Raw genomic sequence first — 1,359 nt, forward strand, 5'->3', positions numbered from 1 at the left:
AAACAGATAAGTCGGCTGATGATAGGTTATTTTTCAAAGAACACTTTCCTAATCTCTTGCCAAAGAGATGTTTACGATGCAACCTTTACGGGCGCACACATATATTTCAGGTATTCCGCCATGTTCGCGGACGAGAGGGCTTTCCAGGCTTCCTCAACGATCAGTTGTTTCCTGACACCCTTTAACCGCCTCATCTTGTTGATGAAAGCCTCCATGATGATGATCGTCACCACCGGGAACAATTCTTTATTTTCCTTTATGGAATCAATCTCGAATACGATAAAGGATTTACCCAGCAGGTCGATATTCTCCGCCGAATTGAGCAGGAAGTCGAAACGACCGCCCCGGTAATACTGCCTGAGGGTGGTCAGGAAGTTGTCGATATTGAAGTCCTCCCGGCTCACCTTGATCTCCCGTCCGTCCAGCTCCTTGCGGTAATCGTCCCGGATATACTCGTAGAAGGTATTAAAGGACGGCACGATACCACGGTCTGCCGTGATCCGCTGGATATAGGAGGAAACGGCACTGCCGAGTTCCCCGCTCTCGGTCTTGCTTATCCGGTCGTCATCGGATTTCCACAGCGTCAGCAGCAGGGTCTTGATACTGTCCTTCTTTTCCACGTCGTACTTGTAATCGTCGGTATAGAAAGGGTTAAAACTGATCGGGTTCTCTTCCGTGTACGTGTAATAGATCCCGTCCCGCCCTTTGGTTTTCCGGCGCACCATCTCGCAAAGGCCCTGATACGAGTTACCCGTATCGACTAGGACGACGTGCGTGCCCTGCTCCCAGTATTGTCTTATCATGTGGTTCATGAAAAAGGACTTGCCCGACCCGGAAGGCCCAACACGAATTTATTCCGGTTGGTGGTTATTCCGCGTTTCATCGGAAGGTCGGAAATATCCACGTGCAGGGGCTTGCCCGAAACCCGGTCGCACATCTTTATACCGAAAGGCGACGGAGAGGACTGATAGTTCGTTTCCTGCGTGAAGAAACACAACGCGGGTTCGATGAACGTGTAAAACGTTTCCTCCGAGGGGAAATCCCCGCCGTTTCCGGGCATACCCGCCCAATAGAGGGTGGCCGCGTCAACGGTATTGTGCCGGGGCTTGCACTCCATCAGTGCCAACTGACTGCCGACATCGTTACGGATATGTTTCAGTTCCTCCGCATCTTCCGACCACGCCATGACATTGAAGTGAGCCCGCACGGAGGTAAGCCCGAAGCTGTGCGCCTCGTTCAAATACTTGTCTATGTCGAGTAGGTCAGCCCCCTTACGGGAGCTTTCCCCTCTAAGAACCGTACGTGAGAGTTTCCCCTCATACGGCTCAAGCAATTCAAAACTTTTATTTGTAACTAAAA

1 pseudogene is annotated in these 1,359 nt (G+C 51.1%); it reads right to left on the minus strand.

The window, feature by feature from the left end:
- Positions 1–83 precede the first annotated feature (83 nt).
- Positions 84–1,252 (minus strand): annotated as a pseudogene (locus DW083_RS21895) (TraG family conjugative transposon ATPase); the annotation flags it as partial.
- Positions 1,253–1,359 lie beyond the last annotated feature (107 nt).

This window comes from Parabacteroides sp. AF48-14, from assembly GCF_003477465.1.
GTDB classification, from domain to species: Bacteria; Bacteroidota; Bacteroidia; order Bacteroidales; family Tannerellaceae; genus Parabacteroides; species Parabacteroides acidifaciens.